This window comes from Pseudomonas sp. C2.3V (assembly GCF_058536325.1).
In genome coordinates this window covers 1,247,929-1,268,607 of record NZ_JBZUBN010000001.1, presented here as the reverse complement: position 1 = coordinate 1,268,607, position 20,679 = coordinate 1,247,929, and the positions used below count along the sequence as shown (strand labels likewise).

The following is a 20,679-nucleotide window of genomic DNA, read 5'->3' as shown; positions in this document are numbered from 1 at the left end:
GCCCACTCAAGGAGCCCCACCGGAGGGCTCCGCAGCATCAGGCGATCACGTCCAAAGCTCGCTCAAGATGCTCATGCAGATAGGGACTGTGCTCGATGCATTTGTCGATAAGAAACTCCGAGCACAGGTCCTGTAGCGACTGCTTGGATGCTGCATATTCTTCCAGCGCCCGCGCGGTACTCCAGTCCTGACCGGCATAGACCAGCGCCAGCAGTTCAACCAGTTGTTCGTGGGTCAGACCGGATATCGCCTCCCGCAAGCGCTGTTCGGCCAGTGTTTCACCGATCAGTGAGCCTGTGGCGGATTCGCCTCCCAATCCCAAGCCCCCTCCCAGCCCGGTACCAAACCCGTCATGGGTAAGTTGGGTACAGGTTGCCAATGCCGCGATAGCTTTTATCTGCTCGCGGCTGAGATATTCGAGTCGCTGCGTCATATCCTTTCTCCTGCTCGATGCACTATTGGACCTCTCCGGATACCCATGGTGCAGCGGCGCTTGAACCCAAAACCTGATCTGGATCAGGTTAGCTACATCACTTGATCCCCAATCGCTTGGCCAGGCGGCTCAGGTTGGCACGGTCAACGGCCAGTTCACGAGCTACATCCGCCCACCGATGGTGATGCCGCTCGAGCGATGCTTCAATCAATTGCTTCTGATAGGTATCTACCGCTTCGCGCAAGGGAAGACTAACAGGCAGGTCGGGCCTTTCAACAGCAGGCGTTATGTCTGCAATGGGTGTTGCAGTGGGCAGATCCAGCGAGCGGCTGTCGATACTCAGGATACGGGGACGCTCGCCGTGGCTCGACAGCGCCTTGAGTGCGGCGCGACTGATCAGGTGCTCCAGCTCGCGCACATTCCCAGGCCAGTCATAGGTCAATAATGACTTCTGCGCCTCAGGACTCAGGCGCAGGCTACGCAATCCTAATCGCGCCCTGTTCTCCTCAAGAAAGTAGCCGGCCAGCAGCAGTACATCACGTCCACGCTCGCGCAAGGCGGGCACCTTCAGTGGGTACACACTCAAACGATGGTAGAGATCTGCCCTGAAGCGGCCGGCTTTTACCTCTTCAGCCAGATCGCGGTTGGTGGCAGTGATGATCCGAACATCAACATGATGCTCACGATCCGAGCCTACCCGCTGTAGCTGACCACTCTGTAGAACCCGGAGCAATTTGGCTTGAGCCGCCAAAGGCATTTCACCCACTTCATCCAGAAACAGCGTCCCGCCATTGGCCAGATCGAACTTGCCGCTGCGCTCGCTGATCGCTCCGGAAAAGGCGCCACGCACATGCCCGAACAACTCGCTTTCGACCAGGGTTTCCGGCAGCGCCGCACAATTGATGCTGATCAAGGGCCGGCGTGCACGGGCAGACTGCGCGTGAATGGCTTCGGCCACCAGCTCCTTGCCAACACCGGTCTCTCCCGTCACCAATACGGTCAGGTCGCTATCCCCTACAAGAGCGATCTGCTGCAGGAGCTGCTTGTGTGCAGCACTCTGCCCGATCAGCTCACGGGTTCGAACCTGCCCTGCTGCCTGCTTGTAGAGTTCAGCCAACTGGCTTTCATCGGCCACGCGTCGCGTCAAAGCATTGATCCGCTCGGCTGCTGTTACGGTAGCCGAAGCCAGACTGGCAAAGGCTTGCAGCATGTCCAGATCCACAGTGCCGAAACGCGCTTCGTCCAGGGCATCGAGTGTCAGCAAGCCCCAGACCTGATCCTGCACATACAGCGGGCAGCCCAGGCAGTCATGGACCTCAAGAGCTTCATGGCCCTCAACCAGACCGTCATAGGGATCGGGCAAGTCGCAGTCTGCTGCAAAGCGGGTCGGCCCTCGATGTTCGATCAGCACCTTGAGCCGCGGGTGCTCACTGATGCGAAAGCGTCGCCCTAACGTATCAGGGCTGAGCCCCTGTACGGCTAGTGGTATCAGTTGATCGCCATCCAGCCTGAGCAAGGCAACGGCATCGCAGGGCAGCAACTCCCGAAGTGCCAGCAATAATTTGCGATAGCGCTCTTGCTCCGGCAGCTCTCGGGACAGGTCGGCGACCAAGGGAATCAGTGCAGACAACAACGGAGCCGTGGTCATTATGACCTCTCATAGAGTCATTTTGACAAACGCATTAATCAGTCAAAATGACTCGAATCTAGATAACCTATTGATTTTAAAAGCCCTCGCTATTGGCACGCCTCGTGTATTACTAAGATAAAGCCAACGCAGGAGCTAAACCATGTTAACCGCTCAACAACGCACAATCATCAAGTCCACCGTTCCGCTGCTGGAAACCGGAGGTGAGGTGCTGACGACTCACTTCTACAAGATGATGCTCAACGAGTACCCGCAGGTCCGCCCCTTGTTCAACCAGGCGCATCAGGCCAGTGGCGCCCAGCCTCGTGCCCTGGCCAATGGCGTACTCATGTATGCCCGTCATATCGACCAGCTGGAGGCACTCGGCCCACTGGTGGCTCAGATCGTCAACAAGCATGTCGCCTTGCAGATTCTGCCGGAACATTATCCCATCGTAGGGACCTGCCTGCTGCGGGCTATTCGCGAGGTATTGGGCCAGGAAATCGCTACCGACGAAGTGATCGACGCCTGGGCCGCAGCCTACGGTCAGCTGGCCGATATCCTGATTGGCGCAGAGGAAGATCTGTACGCCACTCATGAGGCAGCCCCCGGCGGCTGGCGTGGCGGTCGCTGGTTTCGTGTTACCCGCAAGGTAGCAGAGAGTGACGAGATCACGTCCTTTTACCTGATACCCGAGGACGGCGGTGCCCTGCTGGACTTTCAACCAGGCCAATACATTGGCATGCGCCTGATACTGGAGGGTGAAGAGGTACGCCGTAATTACTCGTTATCGGCACGCGCCAACGGTCGCGAATACCGCATCAGCGTTAAGCGCGAGGCCGATGGCCGTGTTTCCAATTACCTGCACGATCAGGTAAACGAAGGGGATCGTCTTGAGCTTTTCCCACCGGCAGGCGAGTTTACGCTCAGGCCATCTGACAAGCCTCTGGTCTTCATTACCGCTGGTGTTGGCATCACTCCGGCACTCACCATGCTGGAAGCGGCACTCGAAACCCGTCGCCCTATTACCTTTATCCACTGCGCCCGCGACGCAGGCGTCCAAGCCTTCCGCCCGTGGCTCGAAGCGCAGAAGGCAAAGCATCCTCAGCTACGCTGCTACTTCTGCTACAGCCATCCGCGTCCCGAGGATCGGGGCGATGCAAACGGACTTTTAACACATGCACTACTGGAGCAGTGGCTACCCGAGAATCGTGACCTGGATGCCTACTTCCTGGGTCCAAAGCCCTTCATGGCCCTGATCAAGCGTGAGCTGAAAGCGCTGGGTGTGCCTGAAGCGCAAAGTCGCTATGAATTCTTTGGGCCAGCAGCATCGTTGGAAGCCTGAGTAAAGAGGCGGGTCTCAACGGCCCGCCTTTTAATTCACTTTTATTGAGCAAAAGGCTCATTATTATTTATTAGATCGATCCCAACAGGCTCGCTAGGATAAAGAGGCTATTACCTGCGTGCCTATAAAAGCCTCTAATAATCGTGAAAAAAACACTGCGTTCCGTGCTGCCCTGGTTCAAGCGTTTTAAACCCGTTGCCGTCAAAGCCCCGCCCCGTGAACTGGTCCGTGCCACGCTTGGCGCCTGCCTGGGCATGGTAGCCAGCGTTCTGGCGTGTACTCACTTCTACGGACTCGAGATTGCGCTGCGAATTGCAGCCCCTATCGGTGCATCAGCCCTGCTGCTGTTTGCTGTCTCGTCCAGTCCTCTGGCGCAACCCTGGTCGATTATCGGCGGCAACGTAGTGGCTGCTGGAATTGGTGCACTGGTTGGCCAGTGGATCGACCATACCCTGCTGGCCGCCGCGGTGGCGATGGCGCTGACCATCGTGACCATGTTCAGCCTGCGTTGCCTCCATCCACCGGGCATCGCAGTGGTCGTGGCAGTCAGCTTGGGCGGGCCGGCTTTTCAACAACTCGGTCTGTACATCATGCTGCCGGTGGCGCTCTGTTCGCTAATCGTTCTGGCAGGCGCCCTGATCTACAACAACCTGACTCGCCTGCCTTACCCAAAGGCTCCGGCGCCCGCTGTCAATCCGCATAACACACGAGACCCGCTTCCTTCGCAGCGTGCGGGCTTTACGACGGCAGATCTTGAGCTTGCCATGAAGGAGTTTGGTGGCTTTGTCGACATCACTCGAGACGATCTTGAGTCCCTGGTCCGTCAGACCGAGCGCCACGCCTTGAGTCGTAGCATGGGCGCCATCACCGCCGCTCAGATCATGTCGCGGGACCTACAGATCGCCCATCCTGACACGCGGCTACAGGATGCCTGGAACCTGCTGGAATCTCATCACCTGAAAGCGCTGCCGATTCTTGATGAGGCAAAGCATCTGGTGGGCATCGTGACCCTGGCCGACCTGTTCAAGGCCATCGAGCCGGGCTCGCCGAACGCGCAGGGTAATCCAGGCGATATCCCGCTTGAGCGCTTTATGACACGCCATGTGCAATGTGTGCGGGATACCACCCATATCTTGGAGCTGGTGTCACTGCTTTCAGACAAGGGCCTGCACTACCTGCCTGTCCTGGATGAGCCGGGCAACCTGGTCGGCATCATCAGCCAGACCGACCTGATCGCTGCGCTCTACCAACGCTGGTTGAAGAACGTACTGACGCACCGTGAGGCGGCCAATCAGCGCGCCTCCGAGGAAAGCGCCGCCTGATTCAAAGGGCGCATGGTTAAGGCCATGCGTCCTCCTGGATTCATCCCTCCCAACGCTGGGACCAGTCTGCGTCCTCACCGATCACGTCTCGCAGCAACTGGATCGCATCCTGAAGCACGGGCGTTTCCTTGTCCCGTGAGTACACCAGATACGTGGGATAAGTAAATTCCGGTGCCCGTTCTACCCGCTGCAATATGCCGTTATCCAGATAGCTCTGGACGACGCGCGTCCTGAAATATCCTGCACCTCCATTCTGTACAAGGTACTGCAAGGCCAGAGGCCCCAGACTGAAAGAAAGTGCTGCCTTCGCCTTTTCGGGCATGGCTGCGTCGTGCTGCTTGCGAAAGGCCTCGCCCCAATCAATGTAGATATAGGGCTCAGGTTGAGCTACCGAGCAGACCTGAATCAACTTTTCCTCCAGCACCTGCTCGACCTGCATTCCTGGCCAGTATTCCGGCTGATAGACCAGTGCCGCATCCAGCACACCTTGCTCTACCTGCTGTTGCAGACGACTGCTGTCGGCAATTTCAGCCCGTACCGCGTAGCCAGGCAATGCCTCCCGCAAACGCTTTACCCAATTGAGGATCAATGGATTGCTCAGGCTGACCTCCCCGCCTACCGTGAGCAGATTGCGAAACCCCTCCGGCAGCGGCAGGTCACGCCGCGCAGCGTCCCATGTCTGTACCAGCTGACTGGCATATCCGGCAAACACCTGACCATCTGCCGTCAGCCTGGCACCCGCCCGGTTACGCACGAACAGCCGGCACTGAAGCTGCGCTTCCAGATTCTGTACCCGCGCCGTGACCGCGGTTTGCGTCACATGCAGCCGTTCCGCCGCAGCCAGAAAGCTTCCAGTCCGGGCAATTTCAAGAAAGGTACGGGCCAGTTCAAGATCCATGGGTATCCGATTATCGATAAGCGAGCCGTCAGTGTAGCCATGAACTCAGGCTGTATGCAGTTCTGCTTCGCGCGAGGAGGACTCCTGGCGGAACACCGAGGGCGACACCCCGGCCAGCCGCTTGAAGAACCGCGTGAAATACGCCGGTTCGGAAAAGCCCAGCAGATCCGCAATCTGGTTAACCGTAAGGCCCGTGTAGATCAGGTTTCGCTTGGCCTCAAGCAACAGCCGTTGATGGATGACGCCCAGTGAGGTCTGTCCGCGCAGCCGCCTGCAAAGCCCATTGAGATAGGCCGGTGTGATACCCAACGCCTTGGCATAGGCCTCGATAGGCCAGTGATTGCTATAATTCGCCTCTACCAGCTGGGAAAACGCAGTCAGGTAGGACTGACCTCGCTCGGGCCGCTCCTGGGCGTCGCGCACCATTACCTGCCGCCCCAACCATACCGCCAACACCCCAACCAGCGATTGCAGGAGCAGGTCCCGTGCCGGCGCCGAGGAGCTGTACTCATTATTGATCGCGGCAAACAGCGTGTGGATGTAACGCCGCTCTCGTCCGACCTGATAAAGCGCAGGCTGGCTGAAGGTCTGGGTCTGCCCGCCCAGATGCTCCTGCAGCCGGGAAACCAAGGGCATCGCCAGGGTGAGAATAAAACCGTCGATGTCCTCCGAGAACCGAAATCCGTGGATGCAAAAGGCAGGCACCACCTGGATGGCGGCATCATCGATCCGGGTCTGCTGCCCATCCACATTAAGCTCGGCCCATCCCTTTCGCACATAGAGCAGTTGCACCAGATCGGCATGCCGGTGCAACTGAATCTCCCAATCGTGCAGGCTGCTGCGCTTGGGAATGGACTCGCAGTGCAGCAGGTCCGGTGTAGGCCATTCCAATGGGTCGCCATAGAGCATGAACACCGGAATATTCGGCACAGGCGGTTTCATGGTGGACCTCATTCTTATGCAAGGGTGTTTATAAAAGTCCAGAACTTCCTACGTAAAGTGCCTTCTCGCCCGGCAATGATCAACCAAAAATACAGGCGACGCAGATAAGAACGCACGCTGGCCACCCCTTTGCCGGACGTGACGACACAATAAGCGAGAGACCATAACAATGAAGACACAAGTCGCCATCATCGGCGCCGGTCCATCCGGCCTTCTCCTGGGTCAGCTGCTGCACAACGCTGGCATCGACACCGTTATCCTCGAACGTCAGAGTCCTGATTACGTGCTGGGCCGCATTCGTGCCGGCGTCCTCGAACAAGGCATGGTCGACCTCTTGCGCGAGGCTGGCGTCAGCGAGCGTATGGATCGGGAAGGCTTGGTCCACGATGGATTCGAGCTGGCGTTCGAAGGTCGCCAAGAGCGCATCGACCTCAAGACGCTTTCCGGTGGCAAGACGGTCATGATTTACGGCCAGACCGAAGTCACCCGAGATCTGATGGAGGCACGTAAGGCCAGTGGTGCGCTTAGTGTCTACGAAGCCAGCAACGTACAGCTTCACAAGCTGAAAGGCGAAAAGCCCTATGTGACCTTTGAAAAGAATGGCGAAACCGTACGCCTGGACTGCGACCATATCGCCGGGTGCGATGGCTATCATGGCATCTCGCGCCAGTCGATTCCGGCAGACGCGCTCAAGACGTTCGAACGGGTGTATCCCTTCGGCTGGCTGGGCGTCCTGGCCGACACCCCACCGGTGAACGAAGAGCTGATCTATGCCAACCATGAGCGCGGCTTTGCCCTATGCAGCATGCGCTCCAAGACGCGTACCCGCTATTACGTGCAGGTTTCCGCTGACGAGAAGGTCGAGGACTGGTCCGACGAACGCTTTTGGGATGAACTCAAACGACGCCTGCCGGCCGAAACCGCTGCCAGACTTGTTACCGGCCCCTCTATCGAGAAAAGCATCGCGCCTCTGCGCAGCTTTGTGGTCGAGCCCATGCAGTATGGTCATCTCTTCCTTGTCGGCGATGCGGCGCATATCGTTCCACCCACAGGGGCCAAGGGGTTGAACCTGGCGGCCAGCGATGTCTGCACCCTGTATCGGATTTTGACCAAGGTCTATCACGACGGCCGTACGGATCTCCTACAACGCTATTCGGAGGTCTGTTTGCGCCGCGTCTGGAAAGCCGAGCGTTTTTCCTGGTGGATGACTTCCCTGCTCCATCGCTTTCCTAATACCGATGACTTTGGCCGCCGCATCCAGCAGACCGAGCTGGATTATTTCCTGGGTTCTGAGGCCGGTAGAAAAACCATTGCCGAAAACTATGTCGGTCTGCCTTATGAACCGATCGAGTAAGGCGACGGCAGCCAAGCTCTGGTAATCTGGCTGTCTTGACCCACGCCCGTAAAGCGCATCCACTCGGCTGCGTTTTACGCTGCACGCCAGGACTGTCCATGCCCAGCACCTACCTAGAACAATTACCTCAGGAAATTCAGGCCAACGTCCGCACTGCGCTGGCTGAAGATGTAGGAACCGGCGACATCACCGCCCAGCTCATCCCTGCCGACCGCACCGCCAGGGCTACTGTCATTACCCGTGAAGACGCCACCCTCTGCGGCACCGCCTGGGTCGATGAGGTGTTCCGCCAGATCGATTCCACCGTAAAGGTTGAATGGCAGGTTCGAGACGGGGAACGGGTCATGGCCGACAAGATTCTTTTTACCCTGTCAGGCCCCGCCCGCCCCCTGCTGACGGGAGAGCGAACAGCGCTCAACTTCCTGCAACTGCTGTCAGGCACAGCGACTCGCTGCAGTTACTACGCAGACTTGGTCAGCGGTACTCAGGTCCGCCTGCTGGATACGCGCAAGACCCTACCCGGCCTGCGGCTGGCACAAAAGTATGCCGTTACCTGTGGCGGCTGTCATAATCACCGCATTGGTCTGTACGATGCCTTTCTTATCAAGGAAAACCATATTGCGGCCTGCGGCGGTATTGCCCAGGCGGTCGAGACGGCGCGTCGTATCGCCCCCGGCAAGCCGGTTGAAGTAGAGGTCGAGAACCTCGCTGAGTTGGAGCAGGTCCTGGCCACAGGCGCTGAAATCGTCATGCTCGACAATTTCTCGCTTGAAGATATGCGCGAGGCCGTAAGAATCAATGCGGGCCGCACCAAGCTGGAGGCGTCGGGCGGCATCAATGACACGACCATTCGCCCAATCGCCGAAACCGGTGTCGACTATATTTCAATAGGCACGCTGACCAAAGACGTCAAGGCACTGGATCTTTCCATGCGCCTGGCGCTTTGATCATATGCCTCCTGTTGTTCACTGCAGGCCGGTTCGCTGGCCCGCAGGCTTTATCAAGGAACCTTTGTGAGCCATCGCTACCTTGTCATCGATAGCAGCGCCTTCACCAGCCCACAGCTGGAAGCCTACCTGTCTGCGCGTCCTAAGAACCGTGTCATCATTTCCGACAGCACGGCCGTACAGCTCTTTCAACCCGAGCAATGGGTAACGGCCCGCAACGGATTGTTCAAGCAGTACAAGGATCGCATCTTCTTTTCAGATTCCAGCGGGCCAATTCTTCAGGCCGAGCTGGAAGGACGCAAACCCAGCATCCTGGCCGCGCCGTTGACGCGAGCCTTTAACGCGACGATTGCCGCCGAAGGCGAAGAAGAAGCCCGGCAACTGGCGTACATCCACAAGAACCTGCTGGATATCGAAGACGAATACCTGGCCAACCGCAAGGTATTTCTCAACACACTTATTACCCATATGAGCAAGGCGCTGCAGGATAATCCTGCCGTTACTCAGGACCGTGAGGCAGCCATTCACCTGGCAGCCGCTACGGCTCAACGTGGTCTCGCCAAAGGGTTCTCTCCAAGCCTGCTTGACGCGCCCTACAGTGTGTTTCTCAAGGCCTACCCTCTGGCAGCCCGCTATGTTGCCCTGCTTGCCTCGCTGCTGGTCGAGCATATCCAGGCAACCGGTACGGCTGCCAAGGTGAACGCAACGGCCATTATCGAAACCTTTACGCAGCGGGATAACGTGCTGATTGCCAGCCTGTTCGACGGCCTGTTGAGTACGGATGAGAATACTAACACTGCCTTCGCCGCGCTCAAGCAGACCCTTGCAGTGCTCAGCAAGGTGGGCGCCCAATCCGTGCATTAACGTCTGGAATGCCCTTGGAATCGGTGGCTTCTGCAGCAGCGGCAGAGGCCACCGATAAATTGATCAAGCTCACACTTTAGAACTTTAGCTGTTAACGCTTCAAATCCTCTTCGCTGGTCCGCCTCGCGCTTCCTGTGCGTTTTTCGTTCACGAAAATATCTGTCCCGAACATCATTCATAGCTCCGGTTAATCGTTGACTCATCGTCACTTAGCCGCGCCAATTATTTTTATAAGCGCCTTCGCCATATTTTTGACAGACCTAAATTAATCATTCCAAATAGCCATTATTGCGACTAATCGCCGCTCTATGACGGCCTTTTCACTGTTATTTCGTACCTCAAGCCAAACGCTAAGCCGTCGATACGCCAAGCACAACGACAGTATGCGCCGCAGAAATCACCTCGGCGCTTAAACGACTGTCACGGCTTATCCAGCGCAACACAGCAGCTGGTAATTGATTTATTCAATATTGGGGAAACTTTCATGAACCGCTTTGAATCCATCGCACGACTCAGACGCCTCTTTCGTGGTGCAGTACAGGGGCTGCTGCTCTCTGCTTCTGTGGCTACGCTATCCGCTACAGCCCAAGCGGATGATTTAAGCGTCGGTCTGGTTGGCTTGAACATGTCGGGCGCAGGGTTTGCGGCCCACGTTCTACCCGGCCTCAACAACCGCAACTATATTTTCCCTACGGAAACCCATTTCAAGGATTGGAGCGAGAGAGGCGTTCGCCTGATCCGCTTTCCTATCATCTGGGAGCGTCTACAGCCCAAGCTCTACAGCATGCTTGACCCGGACTATGTAGGGCTGATCCAGCAGACCATGAACTATGCACAGAAATACAATGTGCGCGTCATTCTGGACCTACATAACTATGCGCGCTATCGCGGTGAGCTGATTGGCACAAAGAACGTGCCGTATGCGGCCTACCACGACGTGATGTACCGCATCGCCTTTCGTTGGGCCAAGCACCCTGCCCTCTACGCCTACGACATTATGAATGAACCCAACGGTGCGCTCGATTACTGGCCGACCGCAGCACAGCATGGCATCAATGGCGTGCGTACGGTGGACAAGGTCAAACCCATTATTGTCGAAGGCAATGGTTGGGCGGAGGCAACCCGCTGGGCGCAATGGAACGATTCGCTGCTCAATCTGAAAGACCCGTCCGACAATCTGATTTTCTCGGCGCACACCTATTTCGATAACAACTCCGGCGGCACCTACGAGACCGTGGACGTCAGCACACTGGACCCCATGTATGGTGTGGCGCGAGTGAAGCCTTTCGTAGAGTGGCTGAAAAAGCATGGCAAGAAGGGTTATATCGGCGAGTTTGGCGTCCCAGACAATGATCCTCGCTGGCTGGTACTGATGGACAACATGTTGGCCTATCTCAGACAGAACTGTATCCCGGCAACCTATTGGGCGGCAGGTCCTGGCTGGGGTAACTACAACCTGGCGGTTGAGCCCGTGAATGGACAGGAACGCCCGCAATGGCCGACGCTCAAGAAATACCTGAGCACACCTAGTCAGTGCATACAAATAGGCCCGAATTGATCGGGCCTATGGAAATGGGGCCTGCTTGAGGCCCCATTGGCTTACTTGGGCATCGTTTTCGAGGTCACGTACTTGCTCAGGACTTCATTGTCATCCAGCGCATGAACGTCGGAGGCGACCCACAATTTACGCTCGATCCCCTGGGCAATCAGATGTGCGACAGCCGCTTCGATAGCCGACAGCACACAAAGCTGAGCCGGCTCGTTGGTGGTATAGCCAGACTCTGCCTCTAGTAGCTTCTTGAACTCGACGAACTTGTAGACATCCGCCGAGCGACCAATCGAGAAGATGGTCTTGGATGTCATCACGTTGGCCAATACCTGTCCGCCACGTACATCGATGGCGCGCAGATTGACCGTCACCTGATCGACCCGGTATTCCTGGGACGCACCGATTCCCAGGTAGCGAGCGCCTTCGCCGCCGCTGCGAATATTGGTGTCGTAGGCAACGATGCCACCCTCGAGCAGGATGTTGGCTGCCTGCAGTGAAGGGAGCGGCTGCTGAATGTTTTGTGGCGTGTTGGGCTTGCTCTGGGTCGCCCGGATGATCTTGCGCTCGGTCAGAATGTTCTGCAGTCCCTCACGTTCCAGCACCACGAACCAGCCGCTGGCCTGGAGTGCATCGACCAACATGCTGGCGCCACCCTGGGTGACGGCGGTAGAGAACGAGCTGGCCGGGCTGGGCTTGTACTGGCCGGTCTGGTCACGGAACCCATAGACGGCCGCAACAAGCTTGCCTCGCGGTGCTGGCAGATTCAGCAGATCGTAATAGGTAGAAGCCCGTGGGGTCAGTGTAGGTTGGGCATTTTGTTCGGCGGGCATGGGGTCACGCACAGAACATCCCTGCATCAGCATCGCGCACAGCAACGCTGACGACATCATGAGTCGTTTCATAATGGCTATTCCTGGTTTAGCGTGCCGCTTAGTAAGTCGTTCCGGTTACGATCTCGGATATTTCGCCGGTTGCTCGGTCGGTAATATGAATGACCAACTGTCCAGTCTCATCCTTGAGCATATTGACAATAAAATCGTCAGTTTGAAGGCTACCTGCTTCCCCTTTACGAGCCTTAGTCAGTACGTCAGAGAGCAAGCTTGATTGCAGTTGGTTGGTAAAACGCTCCAGTGCCGATAGCGTAGTTGCCTTTTTTGCATCCGGATCGTCATAGTCATTCTGGGCCTGCGCGTTACCAAGCAGATACGAGCCGTTCAACGGGCTGCCGCCAAAAGCAGGGTTCTTGGGGGTATAGACCAGTTCAGTGGCCTGGAGCGACGAGACGGAACCTAGCAATAGCAGCCCTAGCATCGTTGCTGAATGTACGTTCTTATTCTTCATAGCTCGTCTCTGTCCATGTCGAAGGTGTCATATAAAAGATTTTCCAGTTTTTGTTTAGCGACTGTGTCCTTGACCATGTCCGCCGCTGCATAGGCCGTGCCTTTGAGCTCCGCGACATTAGGTTGGATGAACTGTCGGTAAACCACTCGCTGGTCATGCTCCACCCAGACCAAACTTCCCCAACGCGCAGAAGGCCTCTCGCGTACTACCAAGTTGAAATCCAGTTGGCTGGTATCGACCAATCGATCGCTGAAATAGCGATAAAAGTCGTGACCGAAGCGGGAGATCGTGTTGTCGACGATAAAGCCCTGGATATTCTCCTCATCATCGGCAGCCTGTGCCGACATCAGCAGCATCATCCCCAGCAGTCCGACTCCCCAACGCTTCATTGCGTTAATGTCCTTTACTCTTTTCGTAGAACTTCAGCGCAGCCTCTGCACGATTGGAGGCGCCAATCTTGCGAAGCAGGTTATGAATATGGCTCTTGATGGTGTGTGTACTCAGGCAGAGCTGATGGGCAATCTCCGCGTTTGAATAACCCTTGCCAACCAGGCTCAGGATCTCACGCTCGCGCCCGGTCAGGTCCACCGCCTCCTCTTCCAGTGTCTGCATCCGCCGATAGCGCTCGATCAGACGCTCCATGACATCACGTGGCAACCAGTCCCGTCCCATCAGCAGGGCCTGTATGCCATTGAGCAAAAGCTCCCGGGAGGTATGGGTGTAGAAGATTCCCTTGATCTCGGGATGCTTTTCGATGAGCTGCTGCGCCTGCTCATCCGAGGTATTGACCAGCGCAACCGGTGCCTGACCAATCAACTGCTCCAGCACAGCCGAGCACTGCTCGAATGCGACACTACCGACATCAAGCAGCCACAGAGATGCCCTGGCCTTTTCCAATCCATTGAAGTCACCCACGCATAACTCGAATTCCGTCTGCTGATTGAGAAAGTGCTGGAACAACTGCCCCAACAACTGATTCTTGGTCAGTAGTTTAACGGTAAGTGGCGGGCGGCCTGTTGCCATAATGGCGTCTGCTGAACTCAACTTTAAGCCTCGGTTATTCTTAATGTCGGTAGGCTATCCAACGATCTTGCGATCACAAACAAAAAAGCCCCTGAAACCATTTCGCCTCAAACAAATGAGAAATTAAACACAGCGATATATTGAAATTCTTTTGGCATCACTCCCTGATGACGGTTGAATATTCAGCAGGCTGGATTGAAACAACAGAATTCTCAAGAACCAACGTGAACACTTTATGAAACAGGACTGTATTCACGTAACGAGATACATCAGGAAAAGACTTCTCTTTCCAACTTAGGTAATAGATCACCTGCTGCACCAATCAACGTCCAGTCATCGGAATGTGCCCCTGAAACCGGCTGTGGATTGATATGAACGACCGCGGCATTGGCATCACGCGCAATATGAGGCATCTGAGCGGCCGGGTAGACCACACCGGATGTACCGACGGAAAACAGGACATCACACTGGGCTGCCGCATCAAATGCCTGCTGCAAGGCCTGTACCGGTAACGACTCGCCAAACCAGACGACGCCCGGCCTTATAAAACCATTACACCTGGAACAGCGTGGCGGTTCGACACGACGACCTTGATCTGGTTCAACCGGTATTTCACGTTCGAACGAATAGCCGGTGCCGCAGGCAAAACAGCGCGGCTGATGCAGGCTGCCATGCAGGTGCAGTACATCGGCACTCCCGGCACGCTCGTGCAGATCATCGACATTCTGGGTAACGACGGTAGCGCGTGGAAAGTGCTGGGCAAGACGGGCAATGGCAAGATGGGCCGGATTGGGCTGAGCCTTCAGCACCTTCATACGACGCCATTCGTACCATCCCCAGACGAGGGCCGGATCCGCCTCAAAGGCTTCGGGGGTTGCCAGTTCGGTGGCATCGAACGTTGCCCAGAGTCCAGTCTGCGCATCTCGAAAGGTGGGAATGCCGCTTTCGGCCGATACGCCTGCACCGGTAAAGAACACCACATGCTGTGCATCGCGAATACAGTGTTTCAGCGCTTCATCTATCGCCAGGGACGTAGAGGATGGGGTTTGGCTCATAACATCAGTTCCAATCTTTCCATGAGTGGGCCGATCCTGCTTTTATAAAGAGGCCTTTCCGGTCTTTTTTCACCAGGAGTCCTATTGGTGAATAAAACGTTCTTTCCTGAATATGAAATGCTTATCCAGTTGTAGCCAATTAATATGAATTTGCCAGTCGAAACGTAACCAGTTTTTGCAGCAGGCGCTACCTTTTTAATGGGAAGTGCATGCCAGAGCACTTGTGTAAATACGCTACACAAGTGCTCAAAGTTCTCATTTTTCTTTTACCAACAGATACCTTATCGTTTTCAAACTCGACCGACGGTGCCGCCACTCATCGTATTTCGACAAGAGCGGGTTCACTCGCTGCGCTACATGCCGATAATCCGGAAGTTCCCTTCGAGCGAGAGTATTTTTCTCTTGCTGACGTTTCGCCTCACCGGAATCGCCATGAAGAAATCCTTTTTTAGCAAGCATCGTTTCACTGTTATTCCCGCGCTGGCCTTGGCTGCAGTAATTGCTGGCAGTATCGGTTATTGGAGCCTGACGTCTGGTCAGGCAACTGTCAGCACAGCAGCCCCCGGCTCGGTTCAAGCGATGCTTGATACGGTCCGCACGGCACCACAACCGTGGACAGACGATCCGCAGGACTTGTCCGTTCTGGTCAACGACATGCGCAGCAACGCCATTGCAGGTGCTGTGATTGGCGAAAAAGCGGTGTATATCACTACCACGGCCAATGCTCACTACACGGTAGCCGATCCGTCTGGCCGGGTCGGCGATCTGGTTTTGCGTGACTACTCGAACCGTGGCGAGACCCTGTTCCCGGTTGCGACCTTTGCCGAATCGGCTGAGCGCAGTCCGGTCATGGAAAGCCTGTTGGCCAACCTGCCCACCTATCTGCTGCTGCTTCTGCTGGCCGTACCGCTGGCGTTCCGCGCTATGAGCCCGTTCAAGATCCAGCGCAAGGGCACGAATGTTTCCTTCGAGGATGTCGTTGGGGCCCATGAAGCCAAGCGTGCACTGGAGGACATCACTACCTGCCTGCGTAACCCTGCCGCCTTCTCGGCACTGGGCGCACGTCCGCCAAAGGGTGTCTTGCTGACTGGTGAGCCGGGCACAGGAAAAACCCAGCTGGCCAAAGCACTGGCTACGGAATGCAACGCGCACTTCATCCAGGTGACGGGCAGTGATTTCTCCTCGATGTTCTTTGGAGTGGGCATTCAGAAAGTGAAGTCCCTGTTCCGTACGGCACGCAAGAAGGCACCGTGCATCATCTTCATCGACGAGATCGACGGTATTGGCAAGCGTGCCGAGCAGTCCCGCTCAAGCGACGCGGAAGCCAACCGCATCATCAACCAGTTCCTGACCGAGATGGATGGCTTCGATGGTTCCAGCGGCGTGCTTGTCCTGGGTGCGACCAACTTTGCCAACTCGCTGGATCCGGCACTGGTGCGTGAAGGCCGCTTCGACCGGACCATTGCGGTCGGTCTGCCAACCCTGGAAGACCGTATCGAGCTGTTCCGCCTGTACGCCAAGAAAATTCAGGTGCAGGGCGATCTGGATTTCGAGGCCCTCTCCCGTAACACCGTTGGCCTGACACCTGCAGCCATTGCCTACATTGCCAACCATGCGGCGCTGCTGGCAGCACGTGAGAACTGCACTCAGGTCAGCATGAGCCACTTTGTGGATGCGATCGAGACCTGCCGTATCGGTGAGCAGCCTACTGCTGTCACGCCGCTGAGCGATACCGAGCGGACCCGTATTGCCGTACACGAAGCCGGCCATGCCCTGGTAGCAGCGGCGCTCAACACTGGGCGTGTCGAGAAGGTGACCATCCTGCCCCGTGGTCAGGCCCTGGGTGTGACACTGGTAACACCGGTGGAAGACAAGCGTCTGCATCTGGAGTCTGAACTCAAGGCTCGTATTCAGATGCTGCTCGCCGGCCGCTGTGCCGAACAGATCTACTTCCATGAAGTATCTTCGGGCGCGGCCCAGGACCTGCAGGAAGCCTCCAAGCTGGCCCTGTCGATGGTGGGTTCATTGGGCATGGGACCGAAAGGCTCGCTGATCAGCATTCAGGCACTGCGTGATGCCGGCATTGAATACGATGCAAATACGTCCATCGAGGCCGCAGATGAGCTCCTGCATCGCCTGAATGATCAATGCATGGCCCTGTTGCAGCGCCTGCGTCCGGCCCTGGACAGCATTACCCAAGGCCTGCTCGAGCACGAGACGATCCCGGGCGAGGATGTCATGCAGGCTCTGGCTGCCCATGGCGGTAGCGAGGCAGTCAAGGCACTCAATCGCGCCATCAAGGCCGATCCCGAGCGTGCCCAGAACGCAGCCATGAGCGGTTGGACGCTGGACTAATTTCCGCCGCAGCTCTCGCTGATCCCAAAAGCCCGTGGTGAACACCGCGGGCTTTTTTATTGGGAAAAATCTGCAATTTCTTACCGTAGAAAGCAAAACCGTCTGCCTTTCGCCGATAGTCTGAATTGACAAAGTAACAAAGGAACGTTACATAATATTTCCAGTTGTATGACGACGTATGACACAACAATCATAACAAATGGATATGTAGCGCTATGGCCCTCGCAGCGATTACACCTATTCGAAACCGTGTGGCACCGACTACTTATCGCGCAGAGGTAAACCCGCCTGCTAGCGCGGTTGTAAGCCTGTTGACAGGTCTACATCTGTCACGCTTGCTTGGCATCACCTGCAGGTCCGGCGTCAAATCAAAGACGTCATACATCCGCCTCTTGAATCCATCGTGCCGCATGCACGCTTCCTCCGATCCGCATCATTTCGTTATTCGTTGGCCGGGTTTAAGCCCCTTTATGGCGATATCACGCCGAACGCTTCGAGCCCGTTGCTCGCCTTGTGTGTCCTGTTTCGAACGCAGCATTTGATTACGCATTGCGGCGTTTCAACGCTTTAGCCCTGCCCTGCAGTACAGCTCAACCATTAAGAACAATTAAAGGTGTGTCATGAAAATAAAAGGAATCCGCTGGTGGATGGTCGCCCTTGTCACGGGCGGTCTGATCGTCAACTACCTGGCCCGTAATACCCTGTCGGTGGCAGCGCCCACCATGATGAAAGAGCTCGATTTTGGCGCCGAGGAATATTCTCACATCGTAATCGCCTGGCAGCTCTGCTATGCCTTCATGCAGCCCATTGCAGGCTACTTGCTGGATGCCATCGGTACCAAGTTGGGCTTTGCGATTTTCGCCATTGCCTGGTCGGTGGCGTGCGCAGCAGCAGCCATGGCCAACGGCTGGCAAGGGCTTGCGTTTTTCCGGGGCCTACTGGGGCTGACAGAAGCGGCCGGTATCCCTGCAGGTGTGAAGGCTACCTCCGAGTGGTTCCCTGCCAAGGAACGTTCGGTCGCCATTGGCTGGTTCAACATCGGCTCATCGGTAGGCGCTCTGCTGGCACCGCCGCTGGTGGTCTGGGCCATCCTGCAGAGCGGCTGGGAGCTGGCGTTCCTGATCGTGGGCGTGCTCGGCATTGTATGGAGCGCCCTCTGGCTGGTGTTCTACAAACATCCGCGTCAGCAGCAACTGCTGTCCGACACCGAGCGGGACTACATTCTTTCGGGCCAGGAAGCCCAGCACAAGGATGAGACGCCTGCCAAAGCCAATTGGAAAAAGATTCTGACCAGCCGTAACTTCTTCGCCATTGGAGCGGCGCGCGTTCTGTCCGAGCCGGCCTGGCAGACCTTCAACGCCTGGATTCCGCTGTACATGATGACCGAACGTCACATGAACATTAAGGAAGTGGCTCTGTTTGCCTGGCTTCCCTTCCTGGCGGCAGACATCGGTTGCGTGCTGGGCGGTTACATGAGCCCCTTCTTCCACAAGCACCTCAAGGTCTCGCTGTTCACCTCGCGCAAGATCGTACTGATGCTGGGTGCCTTCTGCATGATCGCACCAGCCTGTACCGGCCTGGTGGCGAGCCCGTACACCGCGATTGCCCTGCTCTGCATCGGTGGCTTTGCCCATCAGACGCTTTCAGGAGCGCTGTACTCGGTGACTGCTGACGCATTCGGCAAGAATGAAGTGGCGACAGCTACCGGCATGGGTGGCATGTTCGGTTACCTGGGCGCCGCGGCGTTCACGTTTGTCTTCGGCGTGCTGGTGACCAAGGTAGGCTACAGCCCACTGTTTATCGTGCTGGCCATTTTCGACATCGTGGCGGCGTTGATCGTCTGGAACGTGGCGACCGACCGCTCTCACCTGACCGACACGCAGCCGGTTAATGCGAACGAGGCACTCACTGGCGCCGAACCAGCCAAGAGCTGAGCCTGCTACTGAATAAAAAAGCGCGGCCTATGCGCGCTTTTTTATACCTCTCGCTCCTGAAACACCGACTCTCCCTCAAGGGAGATCAGGTTCAGCTCAAGATCCGCACGCTCTGCCCACTGCTCATCGATCTCGGCTTTGACAGACACGCCCAACGCGCGGAAATCATTGACCTGCTTGACCAGATTGCCCTGCCCGCTGACCAGCTGCCCGCAGGCTTTGTGATAAGCCTCCTGGGCTTTTTCCAGGCTCTTGCCAATACCGTCCATGCTTCCCAGAAAGGTCCGTAGCTTGTCGTATACCCTGCTGGCACGGTCAGCCAGTTCGGCGGTGTGCCGGCTCTGGTCTTCGAAGCGCCAGAGCTGCCGGACAATATTGAGGCTGGTTAGCAGAGTGGTCGGGGTTGCGACCAGCACATTCTGTTCGATGGCCCGCTGGAATAAGGTCTCGTCTGCCTTGAGGGCCTCGACAAATGCCGACTCGATGGGTACGAACATGAAAACCATCTCGGGTGCATTGAGTCCCGGCAGCTTGAAATACTCACGATCCGATAGCTCGCGGATGCGCTCTCCTACCGCGCGCACGTGTTCTGCCAGAGCGATCCGGCGCTCGGCCTCATCTTCACAATTGATGTAGCGGGTATAGGCGTTGAGCGAGACCTTGGCATCAATGATGAGGTGCTTGTTCTGGGGCAGATACACCAGGACGTCCGGCCGACGACGACCTGTCTCGGTGGTAAAGCTGACTTCACGCATGAAATCGGTGCCCTGACGCAAACCGGAGCGCTCCAGCACGTTTTCAAGAATCAGCTCACCCCAGTTGCCCTGAGCTTTCTTCTGGCCTTTCAGGGCGGTCGCCAGCTCATGGGCCTCCTGCGTGATCTGCCGATTAAGCTCTTTTAGATCGAACAGCTGCTGTGCCAGAGCGGCCTGCTGCTGGGTGTCCTTGTGGTGGATATCTTCAACCTTGTGGCGGAACGCTTCGATCTGCTCGCGAAATGGCTTGAGCAATGCATCCAGCGACTGCTGACTGTGCTGGGAAAAGGTCTGCCCCTTCGCCTCGAAGATCTGGCTGGCCAGTTGCTCGAATTCGGCCTTGAGTTGCTCGCGGCTTTCCTTCAGGAGCTGAGTCTGCTCAAGGAAATGCTGTTCTTTTTGCTCAAGCGTGGTCCGCAAGGTGGCATGCTCTTCCACCAGCTGGGCGTGCCGTGTCTGTATATCCTGGAGTATCTGCTGCTCGCGGGCCTGCTGGGTGCGCTGCTCGGCAAGCTGCTGCTGCAGGCCGTCCAGCTGCGCGCGCGCCGCCTCAGACGCGGCACGGTAATCTGACATATCCAACTGCGCCTGACGCGCCTGACCACGCAGCTCCGTCTCGCTTTGCCGGAGCATTTCGATCTGCTCTTTCAGCTGCTTTATGCGGTCACGCTCGGCATTCAGCTCAACCGCCTGCCGACTGTTGGCCACTTCCAACCGCTGGGCCTCATTGCGCTCTGCCTCGATCAGTTCCTGGGTTTCCTGAAGGCGCGCCTGCAAACCTTGCTGCTGTCTGACCAGCAACGCTGCCGTGACGCCCCACCCCAGCAGAGCCGCCAGCGGCAACACTAGGGAGATCAGGTTCAGCGAATTCATAGCCAGCCTCACAACGGATACATCAAAGCTCGCACCTTATGTGGGCCGGATGAGCCCGTCCA

At 56.7% G+C, this 20,679-nt stretch carries 18 protein-coding genes; 8 read left to right on the top strand and 10 right to left on the bottom strand.

The genetic code is table 11. The features are described 5' to 3' along the window. Positions 1-37: 37 nt before the first annotated feature. Positions 38-433 carry a hypothetical protein gene (locus tag AC4LF3_RS05960; RefSeq protein WP_074827693.1) on the bottom strand — a complete coding sequence of 132 codons (396 nt, stop codon included), beginning with the start codon at positions 431-433 and terminating at the stop codon, positions 38-40. A gap of 97 nt (positions 434-530) precedes the next feature. Then, a complete protein-coding gene (norR, locus tag AC4LF3_RS05955; protein WP_434135905.1) occupies positions 531-2,081 on the bottom strand; it encodes a nitric oxide reductase transcriptional regulator NorR in 1,551 nt (516 codons plus the stop codon). A 142-nt stretch (positions 2,082-2,223) separates the two neighbouring features. Between norR and hmpA the strand changes: the two genes are divergently transcribed. Both hmpA and AC4LF3_RS05945 read left to right on the top strand, forming a co-directional pair. After that, the gene (gene hmpA, locus AC4LF3_RS05950; protein ID WP_407363028.1) at positions 2,224-3,405 is read left to right on the top strand and encodes an NO-inducible flavohemoprotein; all 1,182 of its coding nucleotides are present in this window, start codon (positions 2,224-2,226) and stop codon (positions 3,403-3,405) included. Positions 3,406-3,548: 143 nt separating this feature from the next. Continuing rightward, on the top strand, positions 3,549-4,727 hold the full coding sequence (locus tag AC4LF3_RS05945; RefSeq protein ID WP_491834940.1) for an HPP family protein: 1,179 nt from the start codon (positions 3,549-3,551) through the stop codon (positions 4,725-4,727). A gap of 40 nt (positions 4,728-4,767) precedes the next feature. Here AC4LF3_RS05945 and AC4LF3_RS05940 read toward each other — a convergent pair whose 3' ends face one another. Then, complete coding sequence (locus tag AC4LF3_RS05940) at positions 4,768-5,625, bottom strand: LysR family transcriptional regulator (protein ID WP_010797529.1); 858 nt, start codon at positions 5,623-5,625, stop codon at positions 4,768-4,770. 45 nt (positions 5,626-5,670) lie between these two features. Continuing rightward, the gene (locus AC4LF3_RS05935) at positions 5,671-6,567 is read right to left on the bottom strand and encodes a helix-turn-helix domain-containing protein (RefSeq protein ID WP_010797528.1); all 897 of its coding nucleotides are present in this window, start codon (positions 6,565-6,567) and stop codon (positions 5,671-5,673) included. A gap of 169 nt (positions 6,568-6,736) precedes the next feature. On the opposite strand from AC4LF3_RS05935, the gene pobA reads away from it, so the two are divergent. From pobA to AC4LF3_RS05915, 4 genes are all read left to right on the top strand, one after another. Beyond that, a complete protein-coding gene (pobA, locus tag AC4LF3_RS05930; protein ID WP_491834939.1) occupies positions 6,737-7,921 on the top strand; it encodes a 4-hydroxybenzoate 3-monooxygenase in 1,185 nt (394 codons plus the stop codon). A 98-nt stretch (positions 7,922-8,019) separates the two neighbouring features. Next, entirely contained in the window at positions 8,020-8,868 is an 849-nt protein-coding gene (gene nadC, locus AC4LF3_RS05925) for a carboxylating nicotinate-nucleotide diphosphorylase (protein ID WP_491834938.1), read from the top strand. A gap of 66 nt (positions 8,869-8,934) precedes the next feature. Next, positions 8,935-9,732: a hypothetical protein gene (locus tag AC4LF3_RS05920; RefSeq protein WP_019366620.1), complete on the top strand. Its 798-nt coding sequence runs from the start codon at positions 8,935-8,937 to the stop codon at positions 9,730-9,732. Between the two features lie 484 nt (positions 9,733-10,216). After that, the gene (locus AC4LF3_RS05915) at positions 10,217-11,290 is read left to right on the top strand and encodes a glycoside hydrolase family 5 protein (RefSeq protein WP_312270162.1); all 1,074 of its coding nucleotides are present in this window, start codon (positions 10,217-10,219) and stop codon (positions 11,288-11,290) included. Positions 11,291-11,331: 41 nt separating this feature from the next. Here the strand turns inward: AC4LF3_RS05915 and AC4LF3_RS05910 are convergent, their stop codons facing one another. The 5 genes from AC4LF3_RS05910 to AC4LF3_RS05890 all read right to left on the bottom strand — a co-directional run bounded on the left by AC4LF3_RS05910 (position 11,332) and on the right by AC4LF3_RS05890 (position 14,700). Next, positions 11,332-12,183, bottom strand: coding sequence for a CsgG/HfaB family protein (locus tag AC4LF3_RS05910; protein WP_010797523.1), 852 nt, complete (start codon positions 12,181-12,183; stop codon positions 11,332-11,334). A 28-nt stretch (positions 12,184-12,211) separates the two neighbouring features. Next, the gene (locus AC4LF3_RS05905) at positions 12,212-12,622 is read right to left on the bottom strand and encodes a curli assembly protein CsgF (protein ID WP_434135899.1); all 411 of its coding nucleotides are present in this window, start codon (positions 12,620-12,622) and stop codon (positions 12,212-12,214) included. Then, the gene (csgE, locus tag AC4LF3_RS05900) at positions 12,619-13,011 is read right to left on the bottom strand and encodes a curli production assembly/transport protein CsgE (RefSeq protein ID WP_491834937.1); all 393 of its coding nucleotides are present in this window, start codon (positions 13,009-13,011) and stop codon (positions 12,619-12,621) included. Before csgE ends, AC4LF3_RS05905 begins: the two co-directional genes overlap by 4 nt. Before the next feature lie 4 nt (positions 13,012-13,015). Further along, a complete protein-coding gene (locus tag AC4LF3_RS05895) occupies positions 13,016-13,645 on the bottom strand; it encodes a helix-turn-helix transcriptional regulator (protein ID WP_491834936.1) in 630 nt (209 codons plus the stop codon). A gap of 269 nt (positions 13,646-13,914) precedes the next feature. Then, a complete protein-coding gene (locus AC4LF3_RS05890; protein ID WP_491834935.1) occupies positions 13,915-14,700 on the bottom strand; it encodes an SIR2 family NAD-dependent protein deacylase in 786 nt (261 codons plus the stop codon). Between the two features lie 432 nt (positions 14,701-15,132). Between AC4LF3_RS05890 and AC4LF3_RS05885 the strand changes: the two genes are divergently transcribed. Together AC4LF3_RS05885 and AC4LF3_RS05880 are read left to right on the top strand one after the other, a co-directional pair. After that, entirely contained in the window at positions 15,133-17,055 is a 1,923-nt protein-coding gene (locus AC4LF3_RS05885; protein WP_491834934.1) for an AAA family ATPase, read from the top strand. A gap of 620 nt (positions 17,056-17,675) precedes the next feature. Then, positions 17,676-18,989, top strand: a complete 1,314-nt coding sequence (locus AC4LF3_RS05880) for an MFS transporter (RefSeq protein WP_258019872.1) — start codon at positions 17,676-17,678, stop codon at positions 18,987-18,989. 41 nt (positions 18,990-19,030) lie between these two features. Here the strand turns inward: AC4LF3_RS05880 and AC4LF3_RS05875 are convergent, their stop codons facing one another. Continuing rightward, the gene (locus AC4LF3_RS05875; RefSeq protein ID WP_491834933.1) at positions 19,031-20,617 is read right to left on the bottom strand and encodes a DNA recombination protein RmuC; all 1,587 of its coding nucleotides are present in this window, start codon (positions 20,615-20,617) and stop codon (positions 19,031-19,033) included. Positions 20,618-20,679: the final 62 nt, after the last annotated feature.

Excerpts from the sequence above, each read along its gene's own strand:
- AC4LF3_RS05890 (WP_491834935.1), bottom strand. The coding sequence starts at position 14,700 with ATGAGCCAAACCCCATCCTCTACGTCCCTGGCGATAGATGAAGCGCTG.
- nadC (WP_491834938.1), top strand. The coding sequence starts at position 8,020 with ATGCCCAGCACCTACCTAGAACAATTACCTCAGGAAATTCAGGCCAAC.
- pobA (WP_491834939.1), top strand. The coding sequence starts at position 6,737 with ATGAAGACACAAGTCGCCATCATCGGCGCCGGTCCATCCGGCCTTCTC.
- AC4LF3_RS05960 (WP_074827693.1), bottom strand. The coding sequence starts at position 433 with ATGACGCAGCGACTCGAATATCTCAGCCGCGAGCAGATAAAAGCTATC.
- AC4LF3_RS05940 (WP_010797529.1), bottom strand. The coding sequence starts at position 5,625 with ATGGATCTTGAACTGGCCCGTACCTTTCTTGAAATTGCCCGGACTGGA.
- AC4LF3_RS05915 (WP_312270162.1), top strand. The coding sequence starts at position 10,217 with ATGAACCGCTTTGAATCCATCGCACGACTCAGACGCCTCTTTCGTGGT.
- hmpA (WP_407363028.1), top strand. The coding sequence starts at position 2,224 with ATGTTAACCGCTCAACAACGCACAATCATCAAGTCCACCGTTCCGCTG.
- norR (WP_434135905.1), bottom strand. The coding sequence starts at position 2,081 with ATGACCACGGCTCCGTTGTTGTCTGCACTGATTCCCTTGGTCGCCGAC.
- AC4LF3_RS05905 (WP_434135899.1), bottom strand. The coding sequence starts at position 12,622 with ATGAAGAATAAGAACGTACATTCAGCAACGATGCTAGGGCTGCTATTG.
- AC4LF3_RS05910 (WP_010797523.1), bottom strand. The coding sequence starts at position 12,183 with ATGAAACGACTCATGATGTCGTCAGCGTTGCTGTGCGCGATGCTGATG.
- AC4LF3_RS05880 (WP_258019872.1), top strand. The coding sequence starts at position 17,676 with ATGAAAATAAAAGGAATCCGCTGGTGGATGGTCGCCCTTGTCACGGGC.
- AC4LF3_RS05935 (WP_010797528.1), bottom strand. The coding sequence starts at position 6,567 with ATGAAACCGCCTGTGCCGAATATTCCGGTGTTCATGCTCTATGGCGAC.
- AC4LF3_RS05885 (WP_491834934.1), top strand. The coding sequence starts at position 15,133 with ATGAAGAAATCCTTTTTTAGCAAGCATCGTTTCACTGTTATTCCCGCG.
- csgE (WP_491834937.1), bottom strand. The coding sequence starts at position 13,011 with ATGAAGCGTTGGGGAGTCGGACTGCTGGGGATGATGCTGCTGATGTCG.
- AC4LF3_RS05895 (WP_491834936.1), bottom strand. The coding sequence starts at position 13,645 with ATGGCAACAGGCCGCCCGCCACTTACCGTTAAACTACTGACCAAGAAT.
- AC4LF3_RS05875 (WP_491834933.1), bottom strand. The coding sequence starts at position 20,617 with ATGAATTCGCTGAACCTGATCTCCCTAGTGTTGCCGCTGGCGGCTCTG.